This window comes from Pseudomonas sp. SC3(2021), from assembly GCF_019856535.1.
Taxonomy (GTDB): Bacteria; Pseudomonadota; Gammaproteobacteria; order Pseudomonadales; family Pseudomonadaceae; genus Aquipseudomonas; species Aquipseudomonas monsensis.
This window is the reverse complement of record NZ_CP082236.1, coordinates 4,965,085-4,991,498: the sequence shown is the minus strand read 5'-3', so window position 1 is coordinate 4,991,498 and position 26,414 is coordinate 4,965,085. Positions and strand designations below refer to the sequence as shown.

General features: G+C 59.5%; 22 protein-coding genes. 11 read left to right on the top strand and 11 right to left on the bottom strand.

The features are described from left to right. Nucleotides 1–9: 9 nt before the first annotated feature. Nucleotides 10–951 carry a biotin/lipoyl-binding protein gene (locus K5Y35_RS22255; RefSeq protein ID WP_371921382.1) on the top strand — a complete coding sequence of 314 codons (942 nt, stop codon included), beginning with the start codon at nucleotides 10–12 and terminating at the stop codon, nucleotides 949–951. Between the two features lie 140 nt (nucleotides 952–1,091). On the opposite strand, the gene K5Y35_RS22250 is transcribed toward K5Y35_RS22255, so the two are convergent. From K5Y35_RS22250 to K5Y35_RS22235, 4 genes are all read right to left on the bottom strand, one after another. Further along, nucleotides 1,092–2,513: an efflux transporter outer membrane subunit gene (locus tag K5Y35_RS22250; RefSeq protein ID WP_222832965.1), complete on the bottom strand. Its 1,422-nt coding sequence runs from the start codon at nucleotides 2,511–2,513 to the stop codon at nucleotides 1,092–1,094. Beyond that, nucleotides 2,510–5,689, bottom strand: a complete 3,180-nt coding sequence (locus K5Y35_RS22245; protein WP_222832964.1) for an efflux RND transporter permease subunit — start codon at nucleotides 5,687–5,689, stop codon at nucleotides 2,510–2,512. The genes K5Y35_RS22250 and K5Y35_RS22245 overlap by 4 nt, the downstream gene beginning before the upstream one ends. Nucleotides 5,690–5,704: 15 nt before the next feature. After that, nucleotides 5,705–6,958 carry a multidrug efflux RND transporter periplasmic adaptor subunit MexE gene (mexE, locus tag K5Y35_RS22240; RefSeq protein WP_128616485.1) on the bottom strand — a complete coding sequence of 418 codons (1,254 nt, stop codon included), beginning with the start codon at nucleotides 6,956–6,958 and terminating at the stop codon, nucleotides 5,705–5,707. Nucleotides 6,959–7,219: 261 nt separating this feature from the next. Then, on the bottom strand, nucleotides 7,220–8,959 hold the full coding sequence (locus tag K5Y35_RS22235) for a dipeptidase (RefSeq protein ID WP_222832963.1): 1,740 nt from the start codon (nucleotides 8,957–8,959) through the stop codon (nucleotides 7,220–7,222). 263 nt (nucleotides 8,960–9,222) lie between these two features. On the opposite strand from K5Y35_RS22235, the gene K5Y35_RS22230 reads away from it, so the two are divergent. The 4 genes from K5Y35_RS22230 (at nucleotide 9,223) to K5Y35_RS22215 (ending at nucleotide 13,005) form a co-directional block, all read left to right on the top strand. Next, nucleotides 9,223–9,438: a hypothetical protein gene (locus K5Y35_RS22230; protein WP_128614522.1), complete on the top strand. Its 216-nt coding sequence runs from the start codon at nucleotides 9,223–9,225 to the stop codon at nucleotides 9,436–9,438. A 56-nt stretch (nucleotides 9,439–9,494) separates the two neighbouring features. Next, a complete protein-coding gene (locus tag K5Y35_RS22225; RefSeq protein ID WP_222832962.1) occupies nucleotides 9,495–10,736 on the top strand; it encodes an MgtC/SapB family protein in 1,242 nt (413 codons plus the stop codon). 135 nt (nucleotides 10,737–10,871) lie between these two features. Continuing rightward, nucleotides 10,872–11,795: a universal stress protein gene (locus tag K5Y35_RS22220; protein ID WP_222832961.1), complete on the top strand. Its 924-nt coding sequence runs from the start codon at nucleotides 10,872–10,874 to the stop codon at nucleotides 11,793–11,795. A gap of 298 nt (nucleotides 11,796–12,093) precedes the next feature. After that, complete coding sequence (locus tag K5Y35_RS22215) at nucleotides 12,094–13,005, top strand: universal stress protein (protein WP_123468548.1); 912 nt, start codon at nucleotides 12,094–12,096, stop codon at nucleotides 13,003–13,005. Here K5Y35_RS22215 and K5Y35_RS22210 read toward each other — a convergent pair. The 4 genes from K5Y35_RS22210 to K5Y35_RS22195 all read right to left on the bottom strand — a co-directional run bounded on the left by K5Y35_RS22210 (nucleotide 12,995) and on the right by K5Y35_RS22195 (nucleotide 15,536). Continuing rightward, nucleotides 12,995–13,978, bottom strand: a complete 984-nt coding sequence (locus tag K5Y35_RS22210; protein ID WP_222832960.1) for a zinc-dependent alcohol dehydrogenase family protein — start codon at nucleotides 13,976–13,978, stop codon at nucleotides 12,995–12,997. The genes K5Y35_RS22215 and K5Y35_RS22210 overlap by 11 nt on opposite strands. A gap of 24 nt (nucleotides 13,979–14,002) precedes the next feature. After that, nucleotides 14,003–14,746 carry a fumarate/nitrate reduction transcriptional regulator Fnr gene (fnr, locus tag K5Y35_RS22205; protein ID WP_222832959.1) on the bottom strand — a complete coding sequence of 248 codons (744 nt, stop codon included), beginning with the start codon at nucleotides 14,744–14,746 and terminating at the stop codon, nucleotides 14,003–14,005. Between the two features lie 196 nt (nucleotides 14,747–14,942). Beyond that, nucleotides 14,943–15,368 (bottom strand): potassium channel family protein, encoded by a 426-nt coding sequence (locus K5Y35_RS22200; protein ID WP_123468554.1) that lies wholly within the window; start codon nucleotides 15,366–15,368, stop codon nucleotides 14,943–14,945. A 15-nt stretch (nucleotides 15,369–15,383) separates the two neighbouring features. Further along, nucleotides 15,384–15,536, bottom strand: a complete 153-nt coding sequence (locus K5Y35_RS22195; RefSeq protein ID WP_261991853.1) for a BON domain-containing protein — start codon at nucleotides 15,534–15,536, stop codon at nucleotides 15,384–15,386. A 315-nt stretch (nucleotides 15,537–15,851) separates the two neighbouring features. On the opposite strand from K5Y35_RS22195, the gene K5Y35_RS22190 reads away from it, so the two are divergent. Then, on the top strand, nucleotides 15,852–16,085 hold the full coding sequence (locus tag K5Y35_RS22190; RefSeq protein ID WP_123468558.1) for an Lpp/OprI family alanine-zipper lipoprotein: 234 nt from the start codon (nucleotides 15,852–15,854) through the stop codon (nucleotides 16,083–16,085). A gap of 77 nt (nucleotides 16,086–16,162) precedes the next feature. Further along, complete coding sequence (locus tag K5Y35_RS22185) at nucleotides 16,163–17,071, top strand: universal stress protein (protein WP_128614515.1); 909 nt, start codon at nucleotides 16,163–16,165, stop codon at nucleotides 17,069–17,071. 158 nt (nucleotides 17,072–17,229) lie between these two features. Here K5Y35_RS22185 and K5Y35_RS22180 read toward each other — a convergent pair whose 3' ends face one another. Both K5Y35_RS22180 and K5Y35_RS22175 read right to left on the bottom strand, forming a co-directional pair. Continuing rightward, on the bottom strand, nucleotides 17,230–17,463 hold the full coding sequence (locus K5Y35_RS22180; RefSeq protein WP_186746032.1) for a hypothetical protein: 234 nt from the start codon (nucleotides 17,461–17,463) through the stop codon (nucleotides 17,230–17,232). Between the two features lie 407 nt (nucleotides 17,464–17,870). Beyond that, nucleotides 17,871–18,785 (bottom strand): LysR family transcriptional regulator, encoded by a 915-nt coding sequence (locus K5Y35_RS22175; protein WP_123468563.1) that lies wholly within the window; start codon nucleotides 18,783–18,785, stop codon nucleotides 17,871–17,873. 270 nt (nucleotides 18,786–19,055) lie between these two features. Between K5Y35_RS22175 and K5Y35_RS22170 the strand changes: the two genes are divergently transcribed. From K5Y35_RS22170 to pgm, 4 genes are all read left to right on the top strand, one after another. Beyond that, nucleotides 19,056–20,078: a zinc-dependent alcohol dehydrogenase family protein gene (locus tag K5Y35_RS22170; protein ID WP_007914918.1), complete on the top strand. Its 1,023-nt coding sequence runs from the start codon at nucleotides 19,056–19,058 to the stop codon at nucleotides 20,076–20,078. 550 nt (nucleotides 20,079–20,628) lie between these two features. After that, nucleotides 20,629–22,095, top strand: a complete 1,467-nt coding sequence (locus K5Y35_RS22165; RefSeq protein WP_222832958.1) for a hypothetical protein — start codon at nucleotides 20,629–20,631, stop codon at nucleotides 22,093–22,095. A 49-nt stretch (nucleotides 22,096–22,144) separates the two neighbouring features. Further along, nucleotides 22,145–23,542 (top strand): PLP-dependent aminotransferase family protein, encoded by a 1,398-nt coding sequence (locus K5Y35_RS22160; RefSeq protein WP_222832957.1) that lies wholly within the window; start codon nucleotides 22,145–22,147, stop codon nucleotides 23,540–23,542. Between the two features lie 105 nt (nucleotides 23,543–23,647). Further along, nucleotides 23,648–25,294 (top strand): phosphoglucomutase (alpha-D-glucose-1,6-bisphosphate-dependent), encoded by a 1,647-nt coding sequence (gene pgm, locus K5Y35_RS22155; RefSeq protein ID WP_222832956.1) that lies wholly within the window; start codon nucleotides 23,648–23,650, stop codon nucleotides 25,292–25,294. A 218-nt stretch (nucleotides 25,295–25,512) separates the two neighbouring features. On the opposite strand, the gene K5Y35_RS22150 is transcribed toward pgm, so the two are convergent. Next, entirely contained in the window at nucleotides 25,513–26,208 is a 696-nt protein-coding gene (locus tag K5Y35_RS22150; RefSeq protein ID WP_128616375.1) for a pirin family protein, read from the bottom strand. Nucleotides 26,209–26,414: the final 206 nt, after the last annotated feature.

Here is a 26,414-nt window from a genome sequence, read left to right as displayed (position 1 = left end):
ACGCGATTGATGACCTTGGCGGTCGTCATGCTGGCGATTGTGCTCGGCTGGTTTGCCTGGGAGCATTACACCCGTGCGCCGTGGACCCGGGACGCCCGGGTGAGGGCGGATGTGGTGACCTTGTCGGCGGATGTATCGGGGCGCATCGTCAGTCTGGCGGTGCAGGACAATCAGCATGTCGACAAAGGCCAGTTGCTGATGGAAATCGACCCCGCGCGTTACCGCCTGGCAGTCGAGCATGCGCGGCGCTCCGTTGAAGTGGCGAAGGCAACGCTGGGGCAATCCCAGGCCACGATCGTCGCCAGTGAAGCGCTGCTCAAGCAGCGCCAGAGCGAAGAACGTCGGCGGCGTATGCTGAAACAGGGGTTTGCGATCTCTGGTGAGGAGTGGGAGAAATCCAGCACTGATGTGGCGGTGGCGCAGGCCGACCTGTTGCGTAACCAGGCCAACCTCGGGCTGGCGCAAGCCAATGTGCAGTTGGCGATTGCTGCACAGACCCAGGCGGAGCTGGACTTGCAGCGCACTCGCGTCGAGTCTCCGGTCAGCGGCTATGTCACCAATCTGCTGACCCGACAAGGCGACTACGCGGTGGCCGGCGGAGCGCTGTTGGCCCTGGTTGACAGCGATAGCTTCTATGTCAGCGGTTACTTCGAAGAAACCAAGCTGCCGCGTATCGGCGAAGGTGACCGGGTGCGCATTCAGTTGATGAGCGGAGAAACCTTCGGTGGCACGGTGCAAAGCATCGCCTTCGCCATTGCCGACCGGGAGAACGCCCCGGGCAGTCGGCTGCTGGCCAACATCAACCCGAGCTACACTTGGGTGAAACTGGCGCAACGAGTACCGGTACGGATCGACATTGACGGCGACTATGCCGGCAAGAACCGGCTTCGCGCGGGCACTACGGCCACCGTTACCGTCCTGGAAAACCCAAAGCCTCAAGAAAACCACTGACCCTTGTGGGAACGAGCAGGCTTGCTCCCACAAAGTTTCACTGACTGAAAGACAGGCACAAAAAAGCCCCGCGACCGAATGATACGCGGGGCAAAAAATTGGTTGGTTGCGGCCAACCAAAGGAGCTCTTTAACAATCGTTTACTTGCTGGCTACCGTCTCCGGTTGCCAGCCGCCACCGAGGGCCTTGTAGATCGCGACGATGCCGCGATACAGATCGACTTCGGCCTGGGCCTGGCTGTCTTCGGCGTTCAGACGCTCACGCTGTGCATCGAGCAGGACGAGGAAGTCCGTGGTGCCTTCGCGGTAACGAATCTCGGCCAGATCGGCTGCCTTGCGGCTCGATTCACTCTGGCGGATCAGCGAAATCAGGCGTTGCTGACGTTTGCCGTAATCGCTGAAAGCGTTTTCCGACTCTTCCAGGGCCAGCAACACTTGTTGCTCGTAGGTCGCCAGCGCGCCTTCGGCATCGGCATCGGCGCCGCGCAAACGGGCACGCACGCTGCCAAGGTCGAACGCCGCCCAGGTGATGCTCGGGCCGAGCGCCCAGGCGTTGGCCGCCGAGGAGCCGATTTGCGAACCGCGCCCGGCCGTCCAGCCGAGGAAACCGCTGAGGCTCACCCGTGGGAACAGGTCCGCTTTTGCCACGCCAATCCGGGCAGTCGTCGACGCCAGTTTGCGTTCGGCACTGAGGATGTCCGGACGCCGTTGCAGCAGCTCACCCGGGTCACCGATCGGCAGCGCCTTGGCAATGGCAGGCAGCTCTTTCGGGTTCAGGTCGACGGTCAGTTTGTCCGGGCGCTCACCCAGCAGGGTGGCGATACGGTTCTTCTGTCGAACCTGTTCGGCCTGCAATTGCGGCACGCTGGCTTCGACCGAGGCCAGACGCGCATCGGCACGTTCGACGTCGAGTTGATCGCCCACACCGGCGTCACGCAGGCTGATAGTGATCTTGCGCGACTCTTGCTGGTTTTCCAGGTTGGCCACGGCGATCTTTTCGCGCAGTTGCGCACCGCGCAGTTGACCGTAAGCGTCCACCAGTTCGGCAATCATGGTGACTTGCAGCTGATACAGATCGGCTTCAGCCGCTTGCTGGTCAGCGTCGCTGGCCTCCAGGTTGCGCTGGATGCGTCCGAACAGGTCCAGTTCCCAGGCCATGTCCAGGCCCAGGTCGTAGCGTTCACTGTTGACCCGTTTAGTGGTCTGGCCGGGGATTTGCCCCTTGGCCAGATCACTGCTGGCGCGGCTGGTGATGGTCGGCATCGCATCGTTGCTGACGTCGTCGCGAATCGCCCGAGCGGCTTTCCAGCGAGCGAACGCCACGCGCAGTTGACGGTTGCCTTGCAGCGATTGAGTCACCAACTGGTTGAGGGTCGGATCGTCGAATTGCTGCCACCAGATGCCTTCGAATTTAGAACGGTCGAAGTTCTTTTGCCCGGCGGCGCCATCGGTGACGGCCGTGATGTTGGCCGCCTCCGTGGCTGGGGTCTTGTAGTCGGGGCCGACGGCGCAGGCACTGAGGGCCAGCACCAGCAGACTCGGCAGGAAGACTTTCAGACTCATTGTTGCGCCTCCAGTTTCATGGCCTTGGCCGCTTTGCGGGCTTCGCCGCGTTCGACGAAGTTACGGATCAGTACGTAGAACACTGGCGTCAGCAACAGACCGAAGAAGGTCACCCCGAGCATCCCGGAGAACACCGCCACACCCATGGCATGACGCATCTCGGCACCGGCACCGCTGGAGAACACCAGTGGCACCACACCCATGATGAACGCGAAGGAGGTCATCAGGATCGGCCGCAGACGCAGACGGCAGGCTTCCAGAACCGCAGCCAGCGGGTCGAGACCTTCCAGCTGTTTATCCTTGGCGAACTCGACGATCAGAATCGCGTTCTTACAGGCAAGTCCCACCAGTACGATCAAGCCGATCTGAGTGAAGATGTTGTTGTCGCCGCCGGAGATGATCACGCCGGTGATGGCCGACAGCAGGGTCATCGGTACGATCAGGATCACCGCCAGTGGCAGGCTCCAGCTTTCGTATTGTGCGGCGAGCACCAGGAACGCCAGCAGTACGCAGAGCGGGAACACGAACAGCGCGGTGTTGCCGGACAGAATCTGCTGGTAGGTCAGGTCGGTCCACTCGTAGGTCATGCCGTTCGGAAGTTCATCCTTGAGCAGTTTCTCGATGGCTTTTTCGGCCTGGCCAGAGCTGTAGCCGGGGGCTGCCGCACCGTTGATTTCAGCGGTGATGAAGCCGTTGTAGTGCATCACGCGATCCGGGCCCGAGGTGTCGCTGACCTTGATGAAGGTCGCCAGCGGGATCATTTCGCCCTTGTTGTTACGCACTTTCAGCTGGCCGATCTGGTCGGATTCGAGGCGGAACTGTTGCTCGGCCTGAACGTTGACCTGATAAGTGCGCCCGAAGCGGTTGAAGTCGTTGGCATACAGCGAACCCAGGTAGATCTGCAGGGTGTCGAAGATGTCGCTGACGGCCACGCCGTGGGTCTTGGCTTTCTCGCGGTCGATGGCGGCATCGACCTGCGGCACGTTCACGGTGTAACTGGTGAACAAGCCGGCCAGTTCCGGCACGCTGTGGCTCTTGGTGATGATGTTCATGGTTTCTTTGTACAGCTCGTCGTAGCCCAGGTTGCCCCGGTCTTCGATTTGCAGGCGGAAACCACCAATGGTGCCCAGACCTTGTACCGGCGGTGGCGGGAAGATCGCCATGTACGCTTCTTGAATGTTCGCATATTGACCGTTCAGGGCGCCGGCGATGGCACCGGCGGACATGCTCGGGTCTTTACGTTCGTCGAACGGTTTCAGGGTCACGAACACGATGCCGGCATTCGGGCTGTTGGTGAAGCCGTTGATCGACAGGCCGGGGAACGCTACGGCACTTTCCACGCCTGGTTGTTTCAGGGCCAGGTCGGACATGCGCTTGATCACGTCTTCGGTGCGATCCAGGCTCGCGGCGTCCGGCAGTTGCGCGAAGGCCACCAGGTATTGCTTGTCCTGGCCGGGTACGAAACCGGTCGGCGTGCTGGAGAAACCGAAGAAGGTCAGCACCATCAGGCCAGCGTACAGCAGCAGAGCGATGCCGCTGCCACGGATAACCCGGCGCACGGTGCCGACGTAGCCATGGCTGGCACGGTCGAAGAAACGGTTGAACGGACGGAACAGCCAGCCACCGAAGATCTTGTCGAGCACCTTGGAGAAGCGGTCTTTCGGTGCGTCATGGCTTTTCAGCAACACAGCGGCCAATGCCGGCGACAGGGTCAGCGAGTTGAACGCCGAGATCACGGTCGAGATGGCAATGGTCAGTGCGAACTGCTTATAGAACTGCCCGGTGAGACCGGAGATGAATGCTGCCGGCACAAACACCGCACACAGCACCAGCGCCGTCGCGATGATCGGGCCGGTCACTTCACGCATGGCGCGTTTGGTGGCCTCGACGGGTGTCAGTCCGAGTTCGATGTTCCGCTCGACGTTTTCCACCACCACGATGGCGTCGTCCACCACGATACCGATCGCCAGTACCAGGCCGAACAGTGACAGCGCGTTGAGCGAGAAACCGAACAGGTGCATGACCGCAAACGTACCGATCAACGATACCGGCACCGCCACCAATGGAATGATCGAGGCGCGCCAGGTCTGCAGGAACAGGATCACCACCAGTACCACGAGGATCAGTGCTTCGAAGAGGGTGTGAACCACCGCCTCGATCGAGCCGCGCACGAAGATCGTCGGGTCATAGACGATGCTGTAGTCCATGCCTTGCGGGAAGCCTTTCTTCAGCTCTTCCATCTTGCCGCGAACTTCGTTCGAGATGTCGATGGCGTTGGAGCCAGGGCGCTGGAAGATCGGGATTGCGACCGCCGGCTGGTTGTTCAGCAACGAACGCAGGGCGTATTGGCTGGAGCCCAGTTCAACGCGAGCGATGTCCTTGAGGCGGGTGATTTCACCATTGTCGCCTGCGCGAATGATGATGTTCTCGAACTCTTCCTCGGAGACCAGACGGCCCTGAGTGTTGACCGACAGCTGGAAGCTTTGGGCACTCGGGGCAGGGGGCGCACCCAATTGACCGGCCGCGACCTGGCGGTTCTGTTCACGGATCGCCGTGACCACATCGGTCGCAGTCAGATTGCGCGAAGCAGTCTTGTTCGGATCGAGCCAGACGCGCAGCGAGTAGTCGCCCATGCCGAACAGTTGCACGTCACCGACACCACCCAGGCGAGCGAGCTCATCCTTGATGTTGAGGATCGCGTAGTTGGACAGGTAAAGCATGTCGTAGCGCTTGTCCGGGGAGGTCAAGTGCACAACCATGGTCAGGTCGGGCGATGCCTTGTCGACGGTGATACCGATGCGCGTCACTTCCTCGGGAAGCTTCGGCTCGGTCCGGGTCACCCGGTTTTGTACCTGAACCTGCGCGTTGTCCAGATCAGTGCCCAGGGCGAAGGTGATGGTCAGGGTGATCTTGCCGTCGGCGGTCGACTGCGAGGACATGTACAGCATGTTCTCGACGCCGGTGATGGCCTGCTCCAGCGGAGCGGCCACGGTTTCACCGATGACTTTAGGGTTGGCGCCCGGGAAGTTGGCACGTACCACCACGGTTGGCGGCACGACTTCCGGGTATTCGCTGATCGGTAGCTGGAACAGCGAGATCGCACCGGCGATCAGGATCAGCAGCGACAGCACCGCTGCGAAGATCGGCCGTGAAATGAAGAATTGGGAAAAATTCATCGGAGTTGTCGTCCCTTAACCGCGTGGGGTCGTAGCAGCCAGCTTCACAACCGAACCGGACGCGCCTTTGGCAGGGGCGACTTTGGGCAGGTTGCTGGCTTCCAGCGCTTGACGTTGTTGAGCCAGGGCGGCAATGGTTTGCTCGCTGGCCATCGGGATTACTTCAGGGGTGACCGGAGAACCCGGACGTACTCGCTGCAGACCCTTGACGATGATCGTGTCGTCCTTGTTCAGGCCAGTACGGACGATGCGCAGGCCTTCGATCTTCGGACCCAGTTCAACAGCGCGGTAGGCGGTCTTGTTGTCCGCATCCATCACCAGCACGAACTTCTTGCCCAGGTCAGTACCGACCGCTTCGTCATTGATCAGCATGGCGTTGTAGGTGCCGCTGCCGACCAGTTTCAAGCGTGCGTACAGGCCCGGGGTGTAGGTGCCGTCGCTGTTGTCGAACACCGCACGACCACGGATGGTGCCGGTTTTCGGGTTGACCTGGTTGTCGACGAAGTTCATCTGGCCGAGGTGCGGGTTGCCGTCTTCATTGGACAAGCCCATGTACACCGGGGTGGTAGCGCCGCGTTGACCGTTACGGGCGAGCTGGGTGTATTTGAGGAACACGCGCTCGTCGGCGTCGAAGTAGGCGTAGACCTTGTCGGTGGACACGACGCTGGTCAGCGCTGTGGTGTCGGCGGTCACCAGGTTGCCGGCGGTGATCTCGGCACGGCTGACGCGGCCGCTGATTGGCGCAGTTACGCGGGTAAAGCTCAGGTTCAGTTTGGCCAGGTCCAGTTGCGCTTGCAGGGCGCCGACGGCGGCGCGGGCCTCTTGCGCAGCGCTGGTGCGCGAGTCGGCCAGTTCGGCAGAGATGGCGTTGCTGGCACGCAGGCGTTCACCGCGGCCGGCTTCGTTTTCACTGCGGGTGGCGTTGGCGCGGGCCTGGGCGACCAGGGCTTCGAGGCGGCGGACCTCGGCCTGGAACGGACGTGGGTCGATCTGGAACAGCAAATCGCCTTTCTTGACCAGCGCACCTTCGGTGAAGGCGACGTCGTCGATCTGGCCGGAGACCCGTGGACGGATTTCAACGGTTTCCGGCGCCTCGAGGCGCCCGGTGAATTCGTCCCACTCGTTGACCGGTTGTTCCAGCACCTTGGCCACGCTGACTTTCGCTGCGGGCATGGTGGCGGCAGTCTCCGGAGTCTTGCCGCAAGCGCTCATCACCAGCACGGCCAACAGGGCCAACGGGAAGCGCAAATGTTTGAGTGACTGTTCCATGGATGCATCCGCCAATGTATTGAAGATGGGCGGATGATGCTCGGCGAGGTGTGATGGCACGAATCGAATGAAGCAAAGGTAACTATCATTCGGAATGATATAAGGCTCGAGCGAGCCCTCTAGCATGCACCTTTCGTTAGGTGGCTATCAATCGGTTTGATGATCATTCTGTGTTGCCTGCTGCGCAACGATGAGCGGCGAGGATTACCCGACGATTAAAAAACTGTGGCGAGGGAGCCAGCTTCCTCGCCACAAATGCTGTTAAAGCTTCGGTAACTGGCCGATCCGGCCCATCATTTCCGTGACGATCTGCAGATCGAGCTGGAATTGATCGACGGTCTTGAATTCACCGTCGGTGTGGCCGGTGTACTTGACCTCCGGGCGCGCCAGACCGAATTGCACGCCATTTGGCAACTCATGCACTGACGTCGCCCCAGCGGACGTACCGAACTCGTGTTTCATACCGAGGTTTTCCGTCGAGACCGCCAGCAGCGCCTTGACCCATTCGCCCTCAGGGTTGCGATACATCGGTTCGGCAATCGAATAGTCGAAGGCGACGGCAACGTGATTCTTCTTGCTCCACGCTGCCAGTTTGTCGGCGATTTCAGCCTTGAGCTTCTCCGGCGATTTGCCCTTCGGAACGCGCAGGTTGACCGCGAGTTTGAAGGCGTTGTCGTCCATTGCGACGTAAGTCAGCGAAGTGGTCAGCGGCCCCATGAAGGAATCGGAGAAACCGACGCCCAGTGTGTTGCCGAGGTAATCCAGGCCCCAGTTGTCGGCGGCGTACCGCGCGGCATCGGTGATGTGGTTGTGCTTGAGCGCGACTTTGCCATCAAGGCTGTTGATGAAGACCAGCATCCGCGCCACCGGATTGACCCCGGATTCCGGCTCGGAGGAGTGGGCCGACACCCCGGTCACCGTCAGCAAGACATTGTTGCCGTCAACCTTGGCGCTCACCTGGAAATTGCCGCCGTTGCGTTTGGCGAACTCGGTACCGGCCTTTTGCAGGCTGGCGGCCAGTGCGGCCGGTTTATCGCTGATAATCGTGGCGACGGACGCGGAAGGGATCTGGTTAGTCGCCAGACCGCCGGTCATCGAGATGATTTCCGCACCTTTGCCTTCACCTTTGCGCTTGGCAAATTCGGCCATCACCGTGCCGTAGCCTTTCTCGGCAATCACCACCGGGTATCCGCCATCCAGCGCCAGGTTGTAGTTGGGCGTCGGGTTGCGCTCGAAATAGTACGGGATCGCGTCGCCGGTGGTTTCTTCGGTGGTGTCCACCAGCAACTTGAAGTTGCGGGCCAGCGGCAGTTTCTCGTCCTTGATGACTTTCATCGCGTAGAGCGTGACCACGATACCGTTCTTGTCATCCTCGGTGCCGCGACCATACATGCGGTCGCCGATCAGCGTGATCTTGAACGGATCGAGGCGGGTGCCATCCTTGAGCACCCAGTTTTCCGGCGTTACCGGCACCACGTCGGCGTGCGCGTGAATGCCGACGACTTCATCGCCAGCGCCGTTGAGCGAGATCTCATACACGCGGTTGTCGATGTTGCGGAAATTCAGATGGAAGGACTCTGCCAGGCTCTTGATCTTCTCGCCGATCTTGATGAATTCCGGGTTGTCGTGCTGGGCAACGCCGTCCTTGCGATAGGTCGGGATCTCCACCAGCTCACGCAGCGTCTCGGTGGCGGCTGCGCTGTATTTCACGCGGGCATAGAGGCCGAGCAGGCGATAGATTTCGTTCTGCTGCTCAGCCGTCAGCGTTTTGTTATCCAGAAAGGCGCCAATGGCCGGGCCAATGGCGGCAGTCCTGGCCAGATCGCTCTTGGCCAGGCTGTTCAGGAACTGGCGGAAATCTGTAGTCGTTTCGGCGCTGTAGGCCTTGAGGATTTCAGCACTTTGCTGCGGAGTAATGTTGGCCTGGGCCGGTGCAGTGAAAGCCGCAAGCCCGGCCAGCATCAAGGTGGTGGCAGCCAGTTGTTTGAAAGGGAAATTCATACGAAGGGCATTCCTTTGCAGGGCAGTAAAGGGAGAGTGTCTCAACGCTGAGACACATACACTTACAAACTAACACCGTGCCAGAGCCTTGCGGGAGCCCTGAAACGGGATCTGTCGCACAGAAATGCAAAAGGGACGCACAAATGAAAAAGCCCAACGCTTCCACGGATTGTTGACCATTATCAACTTCCGGTCTGCAGTCCCGGCGCAAGCTCTGCCCAGTGCCGAGAATGCGGTCGACCTGCCGTTTGATCGAGGTTTCCATGAACATCAAGATCACAGAAAGACAAGCACCCCATGGCTGGGTCGTGCATCTGGATGACTGGGACGTAAACTTCAAGCATCTGGACGCGGCGCAAGACTTCGCAGGCCTGCTCCAGGCACGCATCGACGCGCCCCACGTCTGGCCCAACGCCTTCGGTCAGACGTTGCCCGCAGAGCCGGTTGTCACTCAGCGCTTGGGCGAGTGCGTTGAATGATCGCGCTGAGGTGACCGCAGGGCTGCGCTTAAAACCTCTGCCGGGTGCTACAGACCATGAATGAACTCTTCGATCTCTCTGGTGCAGCGGCAGCGCTGGGGATCGGCCTGCTCATCGGTCTTGAGCGTGAGCGGCACAAAGGCACCGGCGCTACACGTGACAGCGCCGGATTGCGCACGTTCGCCATTACCGCGTTGCTGGGATATGTCTCGCTGCAGGTCGGCGCGGCTCTGCTGCTGGGGATCATGGCGACCTGCGTGACCTTGCTGATCACCGTCGCCTATTGGCGCAGCCTGAGCGACGACCCGGGGGTGACCAGCGAAATAGCCTTGCTTACGGTGTTGGTGCTCGGCGCGTTGTGTGGCACCGCACCCGCGCTGGCAATTGCTATTGGTGTGGTCATCGCGGGGTTGCTGGCCTATCGCGACAAGCTGCATCACTTTGCCAACAGCCAGTTGAGCGAAGTCGAGATGCGCGACGGCCTGGTTTTGCTGATCGCGGCGCTGGTAGTGCTGCCATTGGCACCAGACCGTTACATCGGCCCTTACGCGGCGATCAATCTGCGCACGATTTGTACCCTGACGGTTTTGCTGATGCTGGTGGGAGCGATCGGCCATGTCGCCGTGCGCACCTTGGGCACTCGCTATGGTTATGTGGTCAGCGCAATTGCCTCCGGATTCGCCTCCAGTACGGTGACGATTGCCACCATGGGCCAACGGGCAAGCCTTGAGTCGGCCAACATCAGGACCCTCGGCGCGGCCGCAATCTTCTCTAATCTTGCCACGGTGATTCAGGCCGGGCTGATCCTCGCCACCGTTGATCCCGCTCTACTGCGCAGCATGTGGGCGCCGTTGTGTTTCGGCTTGGTCGCCACGGCGTTATACGGCGTCTGCCTGATGTTTCCCGACCCAGGGAGGGGGGCGAGCAGCGAGCCGATCAAGTCCGCAGGGGCTTTCAATCTCAAACTCGCCTTGGTCGTGACACTGACCATGACCGGCATCACGCTGGTGTCGTCGGCGATGCTCAGCCACTTTGGCCAGGTGGGCGTGATGCTCACGGCGACATTGACCGGCTTCGCCGACGCGCATTCCGCCACGGCCTCGGTTGCCAGCCTGGCCAAGGCCGGGCTGTTGCCTTACGACGCGATCGCTGCGCCTGCGCTGATCGCCGTCAGCAGTAACTCGGTGAGCAAATGCGTAGTGGCCTGGGTCAGCGGCGGCAAACGCTTTGCCGCTTATGTGATCCCCGGCCAGCTATTGCTGACGCTGGCGATGTGGGCAGGCACCTTGTTGCTCTAATTGATCGAAGTGGTCTTTTGCTCGGGTGATGCCCACCGATCCGTGCAGTTGCTGACAAAGATCAATTTGCCAGCGGCCGTAGCGTTCACGCTGAAGGTCTGTTTCCTTCTGGCTGGCCACGTGCCGAGGTATCCCATGTCGCAAACTCAGCGTTTACTGTTGATTGCTCCGCCCGCCATGGAACGCACGCCGGCGTTCGAGCGTGCCGCCGCGCTGGCGCTGGCCATGCAAGTGCCGCTGCACATCGTGGCCTTCGATTATGTGCAGGCGCTGGCAGTGGCCGGGCTGTTTGCTCCTGAGCAAATCCGCCTGGCCCGCGATGGTTATCTGCGCACTCATCGGCAGTGGCTCATAGAACAGGCGTCGTTGCTGGCAAGGCATCACATCACGGTCACCACCGAAGTGGTCTGGGTTCAGGATCCCTTTGCCGAGATCCTGCAGTTCATCAACGAGATGCCGGTGATATTGATCATCAAGGATGCCCGGCACGAATCCGCGCTGGAGCGGGTGTTCTACACACCGCTGGATTGGCAATTGTTGCGCGATTGCCCCGTGCCGGTGCACCTGGTGACCAGTGACACCCATCCACGCCCGCGCAATGTACTGGCCATCGTCGATGTCTTGCGTAGCGAAGAACAGGATTGCCTGTTCAATGATCAGATCATTGATGCAGCCACCCGGCTGGCTGAGCAATGTGATGCCAGCCTTGAACTGTTGCATGTGTATGACTGGGCGGCGGTTTACGCCACGGACATCGGGTTCGGCGCCTTGCCGTTGGCTACCGGGATCTATGAGACGCTGGGCAGTGCGCAGCATGAAGCGTTTGCGGCCTTGGCCGAACGTCACGGCGTACCGGACGCGTGCCGGCATTTCATCGAGGGTGCGCCGGTGCCGAGTATCTGCGGGTTCGCCCTCGAGCATCAGGTTGACGTGATTGTCATGGGAACGGTGCAGCACCACGGTTTGAGCAAATTGCTCGGCACCACCGCCGAACAGTTGCTGCATCGAGCACCGTGCAGTGTGTTGGCCATCAAGCCGCAGCAAACCCTACAGTCCTGAAAAGAGATCGCCCCAAGTATTACGGCGATGAATGCCGTGCGCTGTTTATTGTCAGTGGCCATCAACTGGTCGGGCAGGGCGAGCACGCGCATGTGCCTGGTTCGCGGGGCAGGCGGTTGATGAAGTTGTATTCGCGCTGACAGATCCTTTTCTGTGAGAGGGCGCATCAATTGGCGGTCGTCCTTTTCCGTGGTGTTCTTCATTGGCATCGGTTTGATGTAAATCAACGTCAGGCAGGGAGGCAGGCGCAGTCTTGAACCTACCGGCCCAAAGCGCCGGTGCCGAGCCGAGGTGTGTAATGGGTCAATATCAACGTCTGTTGCTGGTCGCTGACCAGACGCTGCATCAATCTCCGGCGATGCTGCGTGCTATCGCGCTGGCCAAGGCGAACGGAGCGGCGCTGGATGTGCGGGCCTTCGTCGAGCCGGTACCGTTTACGCACTTATGGGAGGACAAAATCGATGGGGTGGATGCACAGCGCTATCAGCACCGCTATCGTCGCTGGGTAGCCGAGGAGCTCGAGCAACTCAACGCCCATGGACTGAATGTGACGGTGGACGTGATCTTCACCAGCCATCCGCTGCTGGAAATCCTGAAAGCCGTCAAGGCACTGAAGTCCGAACTGGTGATCAAGGATGTGACGCTGGAACCGGCGCTCAAACGCGTCTTCATCACGCCGCTCGATTGTCATTTGCTGCGTGAGTGCCCGGTTCCTTTGCACTTGGTCAATCACATCCGGTACGCATTGCCGCATCGCGTGGTAGCCGCGGTGGATCCGTTTGATCCAGCGACACAAATCAGCGGTTTGAACGACACGATCATCCAGACCGCGAATGCGCTGGCATTGCAATGCGACGTCCCGCTGCACCTGTTATATGCCTACGACTTGTCAGCGGCGTTCAATGGCGATGCGCCGATGGTCACTGGCGGCTGGAGTGGCGATTTTGCCAGCGAGTTACGCGAATCCCTGCATCTTGCCTTCGTCACGCTGGCAGAGCGGTATGGCGTGCCGCCAGAGCGCCGGCACTTCGTCATGGGCCATCCGGTGCAGGTGATCAGTGAGTTTGTCGAAGAGTATCTGGCCGACGTGGTGGTCATGGGGACGGTGCATCGGGTGGGCGTCGATCGCTTGATCGGCAGCACCACCGAACGCGCCTTGTATTCGGTGCCAGGGAGCATTCTGGCAGTCAGGCACGTGGTCACGGTGTGAGCACAATCGCCCCGTTGAATTGCCCCGCTCGTAAAAATGCCAAGGCCTGGTTGGCGTCCTCCAAAGCAAACCGGGTGACGTCACAGTGCACGGGCGTGTGTTGAAGCTCCTGGAAAAACGCAATACCGTCTTCGCGGGTCAGGTTGGCCACCGAGCGGACACTGCGCTCACCCCATAACAAACGATACGGGAACGTCGGGATGTCGCTCATGTGAATCCCGGCACACACCACGCAGCCGCCCTTGTCCGTCACCGCCAGCGCCGCCGGCACCAGTGCGCCCACCGGCGCAAAGATCAGGCTGGCATCGAGCAGGTGTGGTGGCGGCTGATCGGAAGGTCCGGCCCATTCTGCGCCCAGGGAGCGGGCATAGGCTTGTCCGATGTCGTCCTCGGGACGGGTAAACGCGTAGACCTTCTGGCCGCGTCCGAGCGCCACCTGAATCGCCAGGTGTGCTGCAGCGCCGAACCCGTAAAGTCCCAGATGCTTCGCGCCACGAGCCATTTGCAGCGCACGAAAGCCGATCAGTCCGGCACACAGCAGGGGCGCAGCTTGCTGGTCTGAAAGCGTCTCGGGAAGGGCAAAGCAGAAGCGCGGATCGGCAACCGTATATTCCGCGTAGCCGCCGTCCAGCTGACAACCGGTGAACCGCGCCTGATCGCACAGGTTCTCCCGACCCGAACGACAGAACCCGCACTCGCCGCATGTCCAGCCCAGCCAGGGCACACCGACCCGTCGGCCGATCCAGTCAGGCCTGACATCCTGGCCCACCGCTGTGACCTCACCGACTATTTCGTGGCCCGGCACCCGTGGGAATACGGCTTGCGGTAACTCACCGTCGAGCAAGTGCAGGTCGGTGCGACAGACGCCGCAGGCCAGCACTTTGAGCAGGATCTGATCTGAGGCGGGTATCGGGACAGGGCGCTCTTCGCATTGCAAGGGTTGGCCGGGGGCGTGCAGCACCATGGCGCGCATGATCAACCTCCGTTGCAGACGGGGTCAGTGAGTCTGGCGATTACAGCCGGACACCATCTGCTTGAGGCCGTCCAGGTTTTGGATTTTTACGTTGCGCCCGGCGATCTCCACCAGCCCCTGGTCGCGCAAGTGGGCGATGCCACGACAGATCGTCTCCAGACGCAGCCCAAGGTAGGAGCCGATTTCTTCGCGGCGCATTTTCAGCACGAAGTCTTTGGAGGAATAGCCACGAGAGCTCAGGCGTTGCGAGAGGTTGAGCAGGAATGCCGCCAGGCGCTCATCGGAGTTCATGTTACCCATCAGCATCAACATGCTGTGGTCGCGGACGATTTCCCGGCTCAGCAGTTTATTGAGGTTGTGTTGCAGGGAAGGGAGGCTCTGCGCCAGTTTTTCCAGCTGCGCGAAGTGGATCGGGCAGACTTCGCTGTCTTCCAGGGCGTATGCAGTGCATGCATGCTCATCGGCACTGATGGCGTCCAGACCGAGCATTTCGCCAGGGATGTGAAAACCGGTCACTTGCTCGCGGCCATCGACGGACAACACGCTGGTCTTGAAGGAGCCTACGCGCACGGCGTACAGAGAGCGCAACGGGTCCCCGGCACGGTACAGGGCGGCGCCTTTCCTGACCTTTAAACGTTGGACAATCAGGGTGTCGAGCCGCTCGACCTCCGCCCCGTCCAGGCCAATCGGCAGACACAACTCAAGTACGCTGCAGTTGGAGCACGCTGCCTTGAGACATAACGCCGACGGGGGAGATGTTTCGTGCATGAGGAAGACGCCACGAGGGGGTGTGGTAAGCATAGGTCTCTTTGCTTCGCACGTGCTTTTCATTTGGCCTTCCACCGTGATTACGGACGAACGGGGCCACCCGGTTTCAGGGGGGGCGTTGGCAACTTCGTCTCTATTGAGCTTGAGGACTGGTCGCAAGGTTTGATGTAGATCAGGTCTTGTGCGTATTGAACGGCTATTTGCTCTTCCAGTATTTTTGCATTTCGAGGAACAGGAATGACGCGGTCCAGGTGATCAGCACCAGTCCCGTCAAGGCCTCCAGGCCAGTGAGATACTTGAGATTGCCGACCGGGGAGATGTCACCGAAACCAATGGTGGTGTAGGTAGTGAAGGAGAAATACACGCAATCCATGTAAGAACCGTCGAAACTGCCCGTCAGGCGCCCCCATTCACCGGAGCGCGACATCAGAAAGTAAACCACGGCGAAGCACCAGACCTCGATGGCATGGGCCAGCAGCCCGCCAAACACCCCGGCAACGATGCGAAAACGGCTCCAGTTTTTCAGTTTCGGCAGCCAGTCGTTCAGGCGTAACAAACACTCGTAATGAATCAACACGGCAGCGATTACCACCAGGGTGTTGATCAAAGTGACGACCAGCATCGTGACTCTCCAGCATCAAGTGGTAATCGAAGCCGGGGTGGTCGGAGAATTGAATTCACGCCAGCACAAATGATCTTCGACTCTCGTCACGCCTCGCACTGACCAAGCCGCTGGTTCAGCGTTCTGGCGCTCACGCCACAGGTGGCCCCGGCCTTCGAGCGTGACCACGTTCTCCACACTGACTCCGATGTCGGCGGCGTTGATGTCTGGCTGAATCCGAGCTCTTCCAAAATGCTTTTGCGCAGATTCAAATCGCTCATGACGGCGTTCTCTCTTCTGAAAGGTTGTTCATGTTCGGCGAATGCCGGTCAGTCTTTTTCTACGCCTGAGCGGCGGAGCTTCATTGAGATAGATCAACAACGCCCGTTTGCACGGCCATCCACCGATGCCGTCATTAGTTGACAAAAATCAGAGTCGGTAGCGGACATCGCCAGATACTCAGACCATCGACTTAGCAATGTCGCAATCAATCAAGGGGAAACCATGAACATGCGCTTGTCCATCATCGTGCTGAGTATCCTGTTGGCTACAACCACCGGATGCAGTAACCGCCATGCTCAGGAAATCGATGCACGACTTGAGTCTGCCGAAGACAATGCGGCAACGGCACGTTTGCGGGCCGATGAAGCGATATTGAAGGCTGAACAGGCACAGCGTACAGCCGATGACGCCAATGAGCGCGCCAAGCGGATGGCTGAAAAGGCAGCGCGTAAATAGTTGGCGATTGCATCAAACCGGACACGGACGTCGGGCTGGCAACCAGGCCGGCACAGCACTGCCAGCAGAGGTACGTGATGTTCAAACTGAAGCGGATTCTGTTGATTGCCCCCACCGAGATGACCCGCACCCCGGCGTTTGATCGAGCCCAGGCATTGGCCCAGGCCAGCGGAGCGTTGTTGCACATTGTTGCGTTCGATTACGTCCAGGCTCTGGCGGTGGCCGGTTTGTTCGACCACAAAGCCATGGCGCAGGCGCGTGAGGGTTACTTGCAGGTGCATCGGCAGTGGCTGGAGCAGCAAGCCCGGTTTGAGCGTGGCAGCGGCGTGCAAGTGACGACCGAAGTGGTTTGGGCAAAGTCGACACCGGCGCATGTGCTTGAGTACGTCAATGACTTCCACGCCGATCTGGTGATCAAGGATGCCCACCATGTCCCGGCGCTTGATCGGGCGTTTCATCAACCACTGGACTGGTTGTTGCTGCGAGATTGCCCCGCCTGTTTGCACCTGGTGACCGACGCCGTAAACCCGAAACCGTTGAAGATCCTGGCGGCGGTGGACCTGTCCCACCTCGAGGACCTGACTCAAGGCCTGAACGACCGGATTCTCGGTCTGGCCTCGAGATTGGCCAGAGCCTGCGGTGCCTCGCTGCACCTATTGAACGTGAGTAACTGGTCGGTGGTGGGCGATGCCGCAATGAGTGTGCCGAACCTGAGTCTGGATCACAGTTTGCGCGAGGCGATCAACGACACTCAGGAAGAAGCCTTCGAAGCGCTGGCCGAGCGTTATGGTCTTGATGAAAGTCACCGACATCTGCTGACCGGTGTCCCGTATCGGGTGATCGAGTTATTCGCCCGGCAAAATGCATTCGACCTGGTGGTGCTGGGCACGTCTTACCATCACGGGCTCGACGGCTTTATTGGCGGCACGGCGGAAAGCCTGGTCAACCGAGCGCCTTGCAGCTTGATGATGGTCAAGCCGGTGTGACCGTGCTGGCATCCGCCGTTGATAAAAATCAACTGGCCCGAGCCCCAAAAGAGTGATCACTGGCGCGCCGTCCGTGCGGATTGACGGGCAAGACGTACCGATTCGCGCCGATGCGGATCAAATCATCGCGATCGAGTCGAACTCGGTCCCGGAACGGCTCAGTGACCGGTCCCTCCGTGGGAGTACTGCCATTCCTGCCAGGCCTGACGGTACACTTCGTCGGCACGTTTTCTGGCTTCTGAGAACTTGTGCATGGTCTGCGTGGAAAACGGTTCCTCAAGTACGGCATAGGCCTGATCGTTGAGTCGATCGGCTTCTTCAAACAGTGCGCAACTGTGGCTGATTGCGTTCGTGCCAGTGACACTCGATTTGATTGAGTCATTGGTGACCATGGTCGTTAGCCTTCACAAAGCAAAAAACACGAATGATGGTTGGCGGATGGATCGCGTCGCCGGTCTGCATGCGTCCCACTGATTTACCGATGAGTCGGGCATGTCGGGATGCTCCTCACATGAGATAAAAAAGGCTCGACACAGGGTGCAATGCACAAGGCTATTTCGATCTGATTTGCGGCTCTGCGGATTGACCCAGATCAATTCGGCGTAGCAATCCGTGACCGTTCAGACGAATGTGTTTGATGTATGCCAGTTCAGAGGAGAACAACAGTTGTAGAAATTAGCGGCCGTCTTCCGGTTGGCCGACGGTTCACCGCGTCCCGCTCACTTCGAGGGAGCGGGTGTAAGACTCATGGATAACTCAGTGGCCCGCTGGAAGCGTTTCCGAGGTACAGGGCCTTGCATCAAAGACTATCCGGATCGCCAAAGAACATCTGAATCCGCGACCGCAGCCAACGCTCACCCGGATCATTATCCTGCGACCCGCGCCACGCCATGTGCAGCTCGAACGTGCGCGTCGGCAACGGCGGATCTTCCGCTCGCACGCCACCCGCCGCCGTCAGCGCTTCAGCGGTGTAGTCCGGTACGGTGGCGACGATGTCGGTTCCCGCCAGCAACGTACTTAGCCCGTTGAACTGCGGCACAGCCAGTACCACATGGCGTTTGCGACCGAGCTTCTCCAGTTCTTCATCAATAAAGCCACTGAGGTCACCGGCGAACGACACCAGCGCATGGGGCCGCGCGCAGTAGTCGTCGAGGCTTAACGGGCCCGGTACGGTGTCGGCACGCAACAGCTTCGGCTGGCTGCGACGCAGGACCTTGCGCTTGGCGTTGGCCGGCAGGTCGGTGGTGTAGCTGACGCCGATGGAGATTTCGCCGGAGGCCAGCAGGCCGGGCATCAGGATGTAGTTGACCCGACGCACCACCAGCACGATGCCGGGTGCTTCGGCGCGCAGGCGCTTGAGCAGCATCGGCAGCAGGGCGAACTCGACATCGTCGGACAAACCGATGCGAAACACCGAGGTACTGGTGGCCGGGTCGAATTCCGCCGCGCGGCTGACGGCAGTCGAAATCGAGTCGAGGGCGGGCGAGAGCAGGGCGAAGATTTCCACCGCACGGGCGGACGGTTCCATGCTTCGGCCGGTGCGCACGAACAATGGATCATCGAACAGGCTGCGCAGGCGCGAAAGCGCCGCACTGATCGCCGGCTGGCCGAGGAACAATTTCTCGGCAGCACGGGTCACACTGCGTTCGTGCATCAATGTTTCGAATACGATCAACAGGTTCAGGTCGACACGACGCAGGTCATTACGATTCATCTGGAGTCCTGGCAGAGTCATCAAGCTTGACGAGGGCAGCCATATGAGAACAATGGCCGGCATGAATCTTACGGGGAAAGGCTGGTACTCTGCACCGGAAAATTCAGCTTTACTCAGGCGATGGCAGCAGTTTTTTCATGGATTTCGCCGATGCCGTCCATACTGCGGAATCAATGACAGGCATGTCGACTATTAATAGCCACTGATAGTCTTGGGTCGAAAGCCCAGATAGAGTTCGTGGCATTAGAGGTTAATTTGACGAGGTTTGCGATGTCCCGCACGATCCGTTTTCACAAGTTTGGTCCGGCCGAGGTGCTCAAATGCGAAGAGCATGCGGCCGCTCAGCCAGGTCCTGGCGAAGTGCAGGTGCGTGTCGAGGCGATCGGCATCAGCTGGTACGACACACTCTGGCGTCAGAATCTGGCCTCGTCCCAGGCACGCCTGCCCTCAGGCCTTGGCCATGAAATGGCCGGCGTGGTGACGGCCGTCGGCGCCGATGTCGAAGACCTGTCCGTCGGCGACAAGGTAGCCAGCTTCCCGGCCGAAAGCCCGAACGATTATCCGGTCTACGGCGAGTCGATCGTGCTGCCGCGCACCGCGCTGACCCGTTATCCCGATGTGCTCAGCCCGATCGAAGCCAGTGTGCATTACACGCCGCTGTTGATCGCTTATTTTGCCTACGCCGATCTGGCACGGGTCAAACCCGGGCAGTTTGCCTTGGTGACTGACGCCAGCCATTGTGCGGGACCGTCCTTTGTCCAGTTGGGCAAGGCGATGGGGGTGCGGGTCATTGCCGCCACCAAAGAGGCGGAAGAGCGCGAGTATCTGCTGTCCCTTGGTGCGGAGAAGGTGATCGTGACCGAGGAAGAAGATCTGTTGATGCGCATCAACAAAATCACTGACAACCGTGGCGTCGATGTGGTTTTCGATGGCCTGGGCGGGCCACAGATGTCGCTGCTTGGCGATGTGCTGGCACCGCGTGGCAGCCTGGTGTTGTACGGCCTGCAGGGTGGTAACCAGACACCGTTTCCGGCGTGTGCGGCGTTCCAGAAGAACATCCAGTTCTTCGTGCACTGCATCGGCAATTTCACCGGCAAGCCGGAATTGGGTATCACCCAGGATCACGTCGCCTTGCAGCGTGCCTTGCGTGACATCAACCAATTGACCGCTGATCGCGTGTTGTTGCCGCTCAAGACCCGTGTATTCCCGTTCAATGAGTTCGTAGAAGCACACCGCTACATGGACGAATGCCCATGCCGCGAGCGCGTCGCACTGCAAGTCGAACCGGCGTAAAGCCAACCCTCAGAGTCCGTGGCCCCACGGACTCTTCTGCGTGTACTTCCCCCTGAAAAGAACAGATATCCCCGGTAGCGTATCGGGGATGGATCGGCATCTGAACCGGTTTTTGTCCGCCATCTGTATCTTCTAATCCCGATATAAGCCCTGATAATTGAATGATTACTTTCATCTCAAGGAATGAGTCATGTCTGTGCATTCAATTTGTCCTGTGCAACATCAATCAGCAAGTGATTGTGCTTGCGCCGATTTCTGTTTAAGTGCTGTAGGCCTATTCGGAAACTGCTTCGTATTTTCTTGTACTCATTTTCCGTGGGACCTTGTGGGAAGTTTCCTAGGAATGTTTGACTCTGATAAAAACTCTTTAAATACAGGTAGTTAATGAGTGTCAAAAATTTGCCTTGGGCATTTCGCTGTTCAAGTGTTTCAAATAACTACGAATTTGTAAGTGTTAGCATCTGAACGTCTATTACTTATTGATGAATTGTCGCGAGACTGATGTTTCAGTCGTTGCGACAGGAATCTTTTTGATACCGGGTAAATACCGATGAGCACGATCCATGATCAGGCAATGAATTATGTCTACCAGCAAGTATTGCAACGTTTGCTGAGCTTTTTCTCCCGCGCAGAGCGCACAGCATTGCAACTGCTGATTCAGCGCCTGGTGGTGGCCGCCGGCGGCATGGATAACATCGGTCATTTCAAGGTGCTGGTGAACCAGTCCGGTTCCCGTGATTGCTGCTACACACTGGCGCTTCTGCGGGCGGCGCAGTTGAGTATCGCCGGCCGAGCGCCCGCGACCTTCCAGTTGCGGGTCGCGACTTTGCGCTGGAATGGCTTCGGCCCCACGGCCCTGCAAAACATGCACCGCAGCTACGGCGCGCTGTTCCTCTACGACGATCCCAGGGTTGAACTGTTGATGGTGGATCACCGCGAGGTCCTGCCGTTCGATCATCAGGCATCGGTCAGCGACGGTGGACGTGAAGCCCACCGTCTCAACCTGCTGCTGATCGGCCATCGTCGAAGTTTCAGTGAAGAACTCGAAATGTGGGATGACGCCTACCTGGCCACCGCCGAGTACTACGGCCAGATCGCCCGCTGGAACAACGGCGTCGACGCGATGATCGGTGGGGAATCGCCACGCCGACAGCAATACTTCCTCGACGGATTGAGTCGTGCGGTGCAAAAGGCCGCGATCGCCGGGCCTTTGGTGAATACCGCCGGATTCGAGACGCTGTTTCCGTTGCTCGACGGGTTGGGCGGCGATTATTACCGGGAGTTCTACACCGAAGAGGAGCGAACGGCCTGGTGTCCTGAAGGTCAGTTCGAAGCCTGTCGACGCACCAGTTTCGTCAATATCAACGACATGTTCGTCAGCAAGCTCGAAGAGCGTTGGCCGTTGCTCAGTGAGTTTCTGGGCTACCAGGCTGATGACCTGGCGCTGTATCACGGGGACGACGAATACGCCGAGCCAGTGGTGGCGGCTCATTTGCGCGGTCTGCAGGCGCAATTCATTGAGGCGCGAACCTATGAAGCCGGAATCAGCGAGCACCTGCAGAACAGGCTGATGGAGATGCGTCGCAAGCAGGTCCCCGAACCGGTCTGCGAGCAATGGCTCTCGATGTTCGACAGTTTGCAGGAGTCCGAACACCTGCGCATGCAGGCGCAAGCGTGGCTGTCGACGAATTTCGATCTGAATCAGATCCAACTGACGTGCCTGATGTTTGCGCCTTTCATTGATAGCGGGGCCGGACTCGAGCGGTTCTTGCGCCATTGCCATCCCGGCATGCTGGTGGCGTTGCCGGATTTGCATCGGGCCATGCAGGGCCTGCATGCGCCGGAGCAGGTGCTGAAGTGGATGACCGATGTCAGCGGCTTGCCGGTCAGGCTGATCATCCGGCTCTACGCCATGGGGGCGATCAGTCTGCCAGCGCCCAGTGAGGCGGCAAGCCGCGAAGAGGGTGCGGGCGTGAACGACGCTGTGACAATTGTCGATCGGAAAGCGGAAGGCTGAACGTGAGCCATTTGTCAGGTTATCAATCGTTGCCCTCGGATACGGGGTCGTGAAAACGACGGGAAAAGATCACTTCGTTTATCAGGCGGTGTATCGCTACCTGACATTGCTGATCAGCGAAGCGGGCAGGAGTGCGACGTTGCGCTTGCCTTCCTTGCGGCAACTGGCGGACCGCCTGAATGTTTCGATCTCCACCGTTCAGTACGCCTATTCGCTGCTGGAGAAGGAGGGTCGAGTCTATTCGATCGCCAAGTCCGGGTATTACGCACAGGCGTCGATCACACCTGAGTCACCGGGCAGCGGCAGCGATTTGCTCGAGACCGTCTACGTCAACGCCCGGCGTCCGGGGATGTGCGTGTTGAGTGCCGACGATCCGGCATCGTTGCAGCCACTGGACAGCCCACTGCTGATGCTGGAGCGGGAGCTGTTGCGACAGTATCCGCGCCAGCCGCAATGGCAGGTTCAACCCTGTGGCGAACTGGAGCTGCGTACCGTCCTGGCCGCACGCTACACCTCGTCAACGGTGCATTGCTGGCAGGCGGATGACGTCTATATCGGCGCTGATTTACGCGGTGTGCTGGAAATTCTGATCGCGGTGCTCGGGTTGCGACGAACTACCGTGGTGATTGAGTCGCCGTGCGACTGGGTGATCCTGCGCCTGCTGGAAGCTGCTGAAGTTCACGTTATCGAGCTGCCGATGCTGGCCGAAGGCGTGATTGACCTGCAACAACTGGAGTCGTTGCTCAACAGCGAACCGGTGCGCCTGGTGATTTTGTCGTCGGTGTTGAGCATGCCCCGGGGCAGCCTGATGCCGGACGTTCATCGACAGGCCATTGCCCGCTTGCTGGGCGAACACGGCAGCTGGGTTCTGGAAAACGACTGCTATAGCGAACTCGATGACAACGGCGACACCCCTCGCTTGCGTGATTATCTGGATCCCGATCGCCTGCTGGTGTTTTCCTCGTTCGAGAAGTTCATCGGCGCGGAGGCGCCATACGGGTTTGTCCTGTCACGACACTGGCGTAGCGAGCTACAGCGCCATTTCCTGTTGCGTGCGTTCCGCCTGTCGCCGATCCGCCAGAAGGCGATTGCCCGGCTCTTGAGTGGAGGGCGACTGGATCAGCATTTGACCGTACTGCGGCGACTGCTCAAGGAACGTCGAACCCACTTGATCCAGTTATTGCGCGAGCGCAGCGATGTGTTGCAGATCGTCGAGCCGCAAGGCGGGGCGACGGTGTGGGTCCGCTCGCTAAGGCCGGTCGACATGGGGGATGTGTTTCAACGGCTGCTCAAGCAGCAGATCATCATCGCCCCGGGCGAGCTGTTCAGCCTGCGGGGCTTGCATGCGCACCATCTGCGTCTGAGTCCGCTGAGCCATGGCGACCCCGACCTGACCAGTGTCGTCGGACTTTTGAGCGACGCCTTGCGACTGGCGCCCGGCGAATAACGTTAAAAAACATCGGGAGCGTTCCGGATACATCTGATCGCACTGCGGTCAAACTGCCAGTAAACTGCGCTGTATTCCTGAACCACTCTATTTCAGAGGTTTTGCATGACTCTCAGTCCTTTTGCGGGCAAACCGGCACCGGCAGAATTGTTGGTCGACATCCCGCGACTGGTAACGGCTTATTACACCGGCCAACCGGACGCTTCGATTTCCACGCAGCGTGTGGCGTTCGGAACATCCGGACACCGGGGCAGCTCCTTTGATTTGAGTTTCAACGAATGGCACGTTCTGGCCATCAGCCAGGCAATCTGCCTGTACCGTGAAGCGCAAGGGATCACTGGCCCGCTGTTTGTTGGTATCGACACGCACGCACTGTCGACCCCGGCCGGCGCGAGCGCGCTGGAAGTCCTGGCAGCCAACGGCGTGACGGTCATGATCGCCGAGGGCGATGAGTACACGCCGACGCCTGCCATTTCCCACGCCATTCTCTGCTACAACCGCGGGCGCACGTCGGGTCTGGCTGACGGTGTGGTCATTACGCCTTCGCACAACCCGCCACAAAGCGGCGGTTACAAATACAACCCGACCAATGGTGGCCCGGCCGATACCCATATCACCAAGTGGATCGAGGCCAAGGCCAACGAGTTGCTGGCCAACAAACTCGTTGGTGTGAAGCGCATCAGCTACGAGCAAGCGCTCAAGGCTGCCACAACTCACCGTCACGACTACGTGAACACCTACGTGGCCGACCTGATCAACGTGATCGACTTCGATGCCATGCGTGACGCCAAGCTACGTCTGGGCGTTGATCCGCTGGGCGGCGCCGGAGTGCGCTACTGGTCGGCCATCGCCGAGCATTACCGTCTGGATCTCGAGGTGGTCAACAAGGAAGTCGATGCGACGTTCCGTTTCATGACCGTCGACTGGGACGGCCAGATTCGTATGGACCCGTCGTCCAGCCATGCCATGCAGGGCTTGATCGGCCTCAAGGAGCGTTTCGACGTCGCCTTCGCCTGCGATCCGGATCACGATCGTCACGGCATCGTTACGCCGTCCGGTGGCTTGCTCGCTCCGAACAACTATCTGGCGGTGTCCATCGACTATCTATTCCAGAACCGTCCGCAGTGGCGCGCGGATGCCGCCGTGGGTAAAACTGTGGTCAGCAGCGGTTTGATTGATCGCGTGGCCAAGCGTCTGGGTCGTCGTTTGTACGAAGTGCCGGTCGGGTTCAAATGGTTTGCCGACGGTCTGTTCGACGGTTCTCTGGGGTTTGGCGGGGAGGAGAGCGCCGGTGCGTCGTTCCTGCGCAAGGACGGTGGCGTGTGGAGTACCGACAAGGACGGTCTGATTCCAGCGCTGCTGGCCGCTGAAATGACCGCCCGAACCGGTCGCGACCCGAGCCAGGCCTATCGCGCGTTGACCGATGAGCTGGGCGAGCCGTTCGCGGTACGTGTCGATGCCAAGGCCAATCCGGAGCAGAAAGCGCTGCTGAGCAAGCTGTCGCCAGCGCAAGTGACCTCGACCGAACTGGCCGGCGAAAAGATCCAGAGCATCCTCAGTCATGCACCGGGCAACGACCAGGCCATTGGCGGTCTGAAGGTAATGACTGAAAACGGCTGGTTCGCGGCGCGTCCTTCGGGCACCGAAGACATCTACAAAATCTACGCCGAAAGCTTCATCAGCGACGACCACCTCAAGCAACTGGTGGCTGAAGCGCAGACCTTGGTGGATGGCGCCATTTCCGCCAAATAACACCACGCGTATGCGTTGTGAGGACTTATCTGCTTTTGGAGGGGGCTATCTGTGGCGAGGGGATTTATCCCCGTCGGACTGCGCAGCAGTCCCCTTCAATGGAAAAGCAGGGCCGTTTCGCGACCCGGTGGGGATAATCTCTCGCCATAAGAGCCGTGTTGGCGGTAGATAGAAAAAAGGGGCGACCGTCATGGTCGCCCCTTTTTTTTGCCTGCCATTTACGCCAGATCCACCAGCACGATTTCACTGTCTTCAATCGCGGTCACGGTCAGCACCCGTTCATGCGCCACGGCCACGCCGTCCCGCGCCTGAGCGCGCAAACCGTTGACCTCAATCACGCCGGTCGCCGGCACCAGATAGGCCCGGCGCCCTTCATCGAGGCGATATTCCGCCGTTTCCCCGGCCTTGATGTTGGCGGCCACCAGGCGCGCATCGGCGCGGATCCGCAAGCTCTGGTCGTCGCCAGCCTTGCCGCTGGCCAGGGTCACAAAGCCTTCGCGTTGACCTTTGGGGAACGGTTTCGCGCCCCACGACGGTGGTGCACCGGTTTCGGTCGGCAGAATCCAGATCTGAAAGATCTTGGTGTCTTTCGCTTCCAGGTTGTACTCGCTGTGCGCGATGCCGGTGCCGGCGCTCATGACTTGCACGTCGCCCGCTTCGGTACGGCCCTTGTTGCCGAGGTTGTCCTGGTGGGTGATCGCGCCTTCACGCACATAGGTAATGATTTCCATGTCGCGATGCGGGTGTTGCGGGAAACCGGTACCCGCGGCAATCACGTCGTCGTTCCATACGCGCAAGTTGCCCCAGCTCATGCGCTGAGGGTCATAGTATTCGGCGAACGAGAAGTGATGATGGGCATCCAGCCAGCCGTGATGGGCGCCGCCCAGCGAGCTGAAGGGTCTGAGTTCAAGCATGATCGTCTCCTTTGAAGGTTCGCCACGGGCGTGCAGACTGCACCCAGTGGTATATGACGGCGATCATCTATCAGGAAAGCATCGATAAAAAGCGTAAAAAGTGCGGCATGAGTATCGAATAAGTCGATGGGAATGGCTGAAAAATCGTCGCATCGTACCTTCAGTTCATCCGCTAAGCCGATGACCTGCAAGCATTTCGCTAGAAC